This is a genomic window from Lacticaseibacillus sp. 30, from assembly GCF_053819265.1.
Genome location: NZ_JBSOQX010000044.1, coordinates 1 through 6,689, shown reverse-complemented (window position 1 = coordinate 6,689; position 6,689 = coordinate 1). Strand labels below are relative to the sequence as shown.

At 42.7% G+C, this 6,689-nt stretch carries 3 protein-coding genes and 5 pseudogenes; 3 read left to right on the top strand and 5 right to left on the bottom strand.

What is annotated here, in order from left to right; all coding sequences use genetic code 11:
* Positions 1–276 precede the first annotated feature (276 nt).
* The 4 genes and pseudogenes from ACWPAB_RS14940 to ACWPAB_RS14925 all read right to left on the bottom strand — a co-directional run.
* Positions 277–1,164, bottom strand: coding sequence for a GRP family sugar transporter (locus tag ACWPAB_RS14940; RefSeq protein ID WP_003586198.1), 888 nt, complete (start codon positions 1,162–1,164; stop codon positions 277–279).
* 53 nt (positions 1,165–1,217) lie between these two features.
* Positions 1,218–1,394 (bottom strand): annotated as a pseudogene (locus ACWPAB_RS14935) (class I SAM-dependent methyltransferase); the annotation flags it as partial.
* An 80-nt stretch (positions 1,395–1,474) separates the two neighbouring features.
* A pseudogene (locus tag ACWPAB_RS14930) lies at positions 1,475–1,959 on the bottom strand (IS5 family transposase); the annotation flags it as partial.
* A gap of 58 nt (positions 1,960–2,017) precedes the next feature.
* Positions 2,018–2,305, bottom strand: a pseudogene (locus tag ACWPAB_RS14925) (galactokinase family protein); the annotation flags it as partial.
* A gap of 283 nt (positions 2,306–2,588) precedes the next feature.
* Here ACWPAB_RS14925 and ACWPAB_RS14920 point away from each other — a divergent pair.
* Positions 2,589–4,469: a glycoside hydrolase family 2 TIM barrel-domain containing protein gene (locus ACWPAB_RS14920; RefSeq protein WP_016382253.1), complete on the top strand. Its 1,881-nt coding sequence runs from the start codon at positions 2,589–2,591 to the stop codon at positions 4,467–4,469.
* Complete coding sequence (locus tag ACWPAB_RS14915; protein WP_004559688.1) at positions 4,453–5,412, top strand: beta-galactosidase small subunit; 960 nt, start codon at positions 4,453–4,455, stop codon at positions 5,410–5,412. The genes ACWPAB_RS14920 and ACWPAB_RS14915 overlap by 17 nt, the downstream gene beginning before the upstream one ends.
* Positions 5,413–5,511: 99 nt before the next feature.
* Here ACWPAB_RS14915 and ACWPAB_RS14910 read toward each other — a convergent pair.
* A pseudogene (locus tag ACWPAB_RS14910) lies at positions 5,512–6,531 on the bottom strand (alpha-galactosidase); the annotation flags it as partial.
* Between the two features lie 55 nt (positions 6,532–6,586).
* Between ACWPAB_RS14910 and ACWPAB_RS14905 the strand changes: the two are divergent.
* Positions 6,587–6,689, top strand: a pseudogene (locus ACWPAB_RS14905) (IS5/IS1182 family transposase); the annotation flags it as partial.

Below are 6,689 nucleotides of genomic sequence, written 5' to 3'. Positions count from 1 at the left end.
GTGCCCTTAACAGCAGTCTTCAAATGGTTGGTATTGGCCTTCCTGAAGATAGTTCTTAAAAGATACTAGACAGGTTCTTAGGCTATCTTCCAAATTGTACAGCAGAACAAATTCCATTGGTTGCCAAGAAAACTGTCCCTCGCAGTAGTGCTCCAAAGGTTTTTTGGAATCATTTTGTGAATTTCGTTAATGAAAAACTCTAAAATTTTACTGACAGAAAACTTGTCAGAAAATTAACTCACAAAAAAAGCCGTCAATTTACTGATAGCTTTTTTATTATCCTTTAGATTTTACAATTGCAAGTAAAATTGCACCTGTTACAAACAGAACAATCCCAATTCCAACATAAACCAATTCTTTTTTGGTTTTCTTTTCACCAAGGAAGAGAATTCCTCCAATAGTTGAAATGATAACACCTAATTGTGAGAATGAAAAGGCAATCGCGTTACCAGCAGCGCTTGCAGCCATAAGCATAAAGATATTACCTACACCAAACATTGCTCCATTAATCATATTTTGATAAACATATTTTTCCATTTTAATTTTGAAACGACCCATCACAAGTGCTCCAAAGATCATTCCAACTGACATTGGCAAGATAATTGTCAGTGTATCAAAATGAACATTGAACCAAAGTACTGCTAAGTTATTAAAAAGAATAACATAGATAACATATCCCAAAGTTGAGTAAGTTAAAGCAATCAATCCTTTAGTATAATTACGTCCTTCTTCAACAACTGCATTTTCTGGGTCACGTTTAGCTGAGAAATAGAACCCAACTATCAAAACAGCCATCGCAGTAAATCCAAGAATAAATTGAATTTGTTTTGTCCATTCGTGGAAAGCAAAAACCCCAAGCAATCCACCAATTACTAATTGACTTCCTGATGAAAGTGGACTCGCTACTGAAACACCCATGTATTTCATTGAATTAAACTGACCAAATTGTCCAATTGCCCAAAACAATCCACCAATAAATCCAATTAAGAAAATTTGCCATGTCAACGTTGGCATGCGGAATAAGAAAACAATAAGTGCAAAAACAAAAGCGCCCAAAGTCATTCCAAGTGTTTGTTGATTAGCATCACCACCAATTTTATTAGCTACAACTCCGATAGAACCCCAAGCAAAAATTGGAACAAGCGCGAGAAGAACTCCTTGCATGTTTATATTTACCTCTTTAAAATAATTTTTTACTTAAAAAATTAAGCATATCTCTATTTTACTCTTTTTTCGATTAACACTAAAATCGGTGGCGTATGAATTTGGTTAAGAGGTGCATAAGAAGTCACTTCCCAGTCCTTTTGTGGCAAACTAGAAGTCCACTTAATAACGGCATCTTTTTCTTCCATCCCCCCCTCATGACCGTAATAAATCATAATCGCAATTCTACCAGATTCAGCAGATACTAGACAGGTTCTAAGACATTTTGAACCTGGCGTAAATGCATGGCATGTAAAGCGATCATTGCACTGGCACCGTCTCGATCAGAGACGTTCGCTCGCGTCATGTGAATGGCCTGCGGAAAGCCATTGATATCAACTGCCAGATGGCGCTTAATCACCGAGATTTTCTTACCAGCGTCGTAACCTTTGTTTTCAGCAGTAGCGGTGTTTTTGACGCTCTGAGCGTCAATGATAATAAAGGAAGTTAAAGCTGAACGTCCTTGGTAAGTTCGCCGAGCAATGACAATTTTTTTAAAACTTGTTCCAATAAAGAATCAGCCGTAGGTTCAGCTTTAGTTGACTAAATTTTGTAATAGTTGTAAACTGACCGCCATTCTGGGAAATCACTGGGAACTTGACGCCATTGGCAACCGGTTTTCAAGACATATAGGACCGCACAGAAGACCTCGTAGAGGTCATATTTTCGAGGCTTAGTTCGCTTACGAAAATTTTCTAAAGCTGGTCGAATTAATTCAAATTGTTGCCGAGTAATATTGCTGGGATAATTTTTCATAGCTTAAACTCGCTTTTTACATAGAAGTATATCAAAAATCATAGATCTTGGACAGCTTCTTAGGATAATTTGTCCAACCAGCGGCTTTGTCATATGAAAGGTCGTTGACATCAAACGTGACGATCCCATCATCTGGAATATTAGCTGAGTACATCCGCACTGTCGTATCTGTCCGGGGTGCATAAACACCATATGTCCCGATTGTAATCGCACATGGGAAAACATGACCCCCGTTATAATCAGCATGTTCACCGATCAAGTTGATTCGACCAGGTGAGAAAAAGACCCGTTCTGGCTTGGTATCAAAGGCTTTGGTAAACTCCTGTTTTAAGTCGCTAGTATTTATGAAAAATCCCTCCTTAAATAGTTTTACTAAAATTTTATCAGGTTTGACTATAATGATTTTTTTGATTGTTGTCAACACCCCAAAAGACCTTTAGAACAAGATTTGGTAACGTTTTACAAATTTATCACGTTCTCGATTCAAATTCTTCTTATCGCCCGTTGTCGTTGTCAGTAGTCGTTGTCATTTAGTTAAAATTTAACTATAATGACATATATAAATTTAATATTTTTTTATGATAATTGTAATCGTTTTTTATTTATGTAACTTTGAAAGGAGCTTCCTCATGCAAGCTAATCTTCAATGGTTAGATGACCCAGAAGTCTTCCGGGTCAACCAATTACCTGCACATAGTGATCACCATTATTATCACGACACAGCAGAATTCAAAACGGGTAGTCGCTTCATCAAGAGTCTCAATGGCGCTTGGCGTTTTAACTTCGCCAAGACACCGGCTGAACGCCCAGTTGATTTTTATCAACCCGATTTCGATGCAACCGACTTTGATACGATTCGAGTTCCCGGTCATATTGAACTAGCCGGCTATGGTCAAATTCAATACATTAACACGCTATACCCATGGGAAGGTAAAATTTACCGTCGCCCACCGTATACCCTCAATCAAGATCAATTAACACCAGGCCTATTCAGCGACGCTGCGGACAACACCGTCGGCTCGTACCTCAAAACCTTCGATCTCGACGATGCTTTTAAAGGGCAACGTATTATCATTCAGTTCCAAGGGGTAGAAGAAGCCCTGTACGTCTGGTTAAATGGCCATTTTATTGGCTACGCTGAAGATAGTTTCACCCCTTCAGAATTTGATTTGACGCCGTATATTCAGGACCAAGGTAACGTTTTAGCGGTTCGGGTCTACAAACGCAGTACTGCTGCCTTTATTGAAGACCAAGATATGTTCCGTTTCTCTGGTATTTTCCGTGACGTCAATATACTGGCGGAGCCTGCTAGCCATATTACTGATTTGGACATCCGACCAGTTCCAAATGCCAATCTCAAAAGTGGTGAGCTCAACATCACTACTAAAGTAACCGGCGAACCAGCCACTTTAGCGCTGACCGTTAAAGACCATGACGGGCGAGTACTGACGAGTCAAACGCAAACCGGTAGTGGCAGTGTAACCTTTGATACTATGTTATTCGACCAACTGCACTTGTGGTCACCACAAACGCCGTATCTCTATCAATTGACAATTGAAGTTTACGATGCTGATCACCAACTCTTGGAAGTCGTCCCATATCAGTTTGGGTTCCGGACGGTCGAGCTGCGCGATGACAAAGTCATTTACGTCAACAATAAACGGTTGGTGATCAACGGAGTTAACCGGCACGAATGGAACGCCCACACCGGTCGCGTTATCAGTATGGCTGATATGCGCGCTGATATCCAAACCATGTTAGCTAACAATATCAATGCCGATCGGACCTGCCATTATCCTGATCAATTACCTTGGTATCAATTATGTGACGAGGCCGGTATCTACCTAATGGCCGAAAACAACCTCGAATCGCACGGGTCATGGCAAAAGATGGGGGCTATCGAGCCTTCTTACAATGTTCCTGGCGATAATCCACACTGGTTAGCAGCGGTGATCGACCGGGCCCGTTCAAACTACGAATGGTTTAAAAACCACCCATCGATCATTTTTTGGTCACTTGGCAATGAATCGTATGCTGGCGAAGATATCGCGGCGATGCAGGCTTTTTATAAAGAACACGATGATTCACGACTCGTCCACTACGAAGGCGTTGTCTACACACCAGAATTAAAAGATCGCATTTCTGATGTTGAAAGTCGGATGTACGAAAAGCCCCAAAATATTGTAGCTTACTTGGAAGATAACCCCACCAAACCTTTCCTAGATTGTGAATATATGCATGACATGGGGAATTCTCTGGGCGGTATGCAATCATATAATGATTTGATCGACAAGTATCCAATGTATCAAGGTGGCTTTATTTGGGACTTTATTGATCAAGCACTCTTCGTTCATGACCCAATCACCGACCAAGACGTGCTCCGGTATGGCGGTGATTTCGACGACCGCCACTCCGATTATGAATTCTCCGGTGACGGCTTAATGTTTGCCGACCGGACACCAAAACCAGCAATGCAAGAGGTGAAATATTATTATGGCTTACACAAATAATCAACTACACGTTATTTACGGCGACGGGAGTTTAGGACTACAGGGGGCTAATTTCCACTACCTCTTTAGCTACGAACGTGGCGGACTTGAATCACTCGTCGTCAACGATAAAGAGTGGCTCTATCGTACACCCACGCCCATCTTTTGGCGGGCGACAACCGATAATGATCACGGTAGCGGCTTTTCAGTCAAATCCGCACAGTGGTACGCGGCCGATAAGTTCTCAACTTGTCAAGATATCGAATTGACGGTTGACGACCAACCAGTCACACCGTTACCAATCGCGCCACTCAATAACAAATACACGGATCACGAAATCGCCACGAAAGTCTCTCTGGCTTACCACTTCGTTACCACGACCGTTCCTAGTACCATCGTCACAGTGACTTATACGGTGACAGCAGACGGTCAGATCAATATCGCCACCCATTATAGCGGTCAGTCTGATTTGCCAGAGCTACCCGCATTTGGTCTGCGGTTTATCATGCCGACTACCGCGACCGGCTTCGACTATACCGGTTTGTCCGGTGAGACTTATCCTGACCGGCTGGCTGGCGCAACACACGGGCAATTCCACGTTGACAGTCTGCCAGTCACACCATACTTGGTCCCACAAGAATGCGGCATGCACATGCAAACTGAACAAGTGACAGTAACGCGATCAACCACACAAAATAACGCTGACCACGACAACACACCATTCAGTTTGACATTTAGCCAAGCCGATGCACCATTCGCCTTCAGCTGCCTTCCCTATACCGCTGCTGAACTAGAAAACGCAACACACATGGAAGAATTACCATTAGCACGGCGAACGGTCTTATCAATCTACGGTGCCGTTCGTGGGGTCGGTGGCATTGATAGTTGGGGAACGGACGTAGAAGCCCCATATCATATCCTCGCTGATCAAGACATTGACTTCAGCTTTAACATTCATTTCTAAAAATTAATTTGATTTCAAAAGAACGCTCCGGCAGGTTATTTGCCAGAGCGTTCTTTTAGATTAACGATGATTAAGTTTTAATATGTTTAATGGCTGAGCTTAGTCCTTATCCTTGAAGTAATGTACCTGCGCCGTAAAGTCACTAGTTTGAACGGGAGTCGTGTAGAGTCCTAGTTGCATCAATTCATCGCCACCGTACATTTTGTTTGTGTCGGTCTCAACGTAGGTCTGCTGAGGGTCTAATCCCGCTAACTTCGTAATATGCGGTTCTGGTTGAACTGCACCTAAAATAACGAAGGTGAACAGCAAAGCTTCTTTCTGATCCGGACTAACAAACATCCACGGGACCGTATTAGATTCAAACGGGCTCTCTAATCGATAAAAGGTCCCGTATTGAACTAACTCACGGTGCTGCTTATAGAAGGCAACCTGTCTTATAACGGCCTGCTTGTCCGCATCACTTAGTTGGGCCGCGTCCAGTTCATAGCCCAAGGTACCACTCATTGCCACAGCACCACGCATCTTCATCGACGTCGACCGTCCTAACAATTCATCCGGGCTCGTCCCAACATGGGCGGTAATTGCAGAAATTGGATAAACGAGTGAAGTCCCATATTGAATTTTGAGCCGTTCAATCGGGTCATTATTATCAGATGGCCAACTCTGTGGCATATAATACATTAAACCAGCATCGAAGCGGCCACCACCGCCAGAGTAGCCTTCAAATAAAATCTGTGGATAGCGTTTCGTTAAACGCTCCATCAAGTCATATACACCTAAGACAAAGCGGTGGCTAGTCTCACCTTCATGAGCTGAATCGCTATGTGGCGAATAGACTTCCGTTAAATTGCGGTTCATATCCCACTTGATATAATCAATGGGCACCTTATCAAGAACTGCGGTCATTTGTTCAAAAATATTGTCGACAACATCCGGTTGGCTGAAATCAAGCACGTATTCGTTCCGCGATAACGTTCGGCCACGATCTGGTACGCCTAACACCCAGTCAGGATGGGCCCGATAAAGTTCGAAATCGGCTGAAATATTTTCTGGCTCGAACCAAAGTCCGAACCGCATCCCTTTATCATGGGTCCGTTTACTAATATCCGCTAAGAACCTGTCTAGCATCTGCTGAATCTGGTAGAATTGTGGAAAACCGACTGAGGAGTTTGTCATGCCAGATTATCCAAGCAATATTTCTCGAGCGCAATTTGCGTTAATACAACCTGATTTAGAAAACTTCCGCAAGCACACAAGACCGCGTCGTTATGATCTTT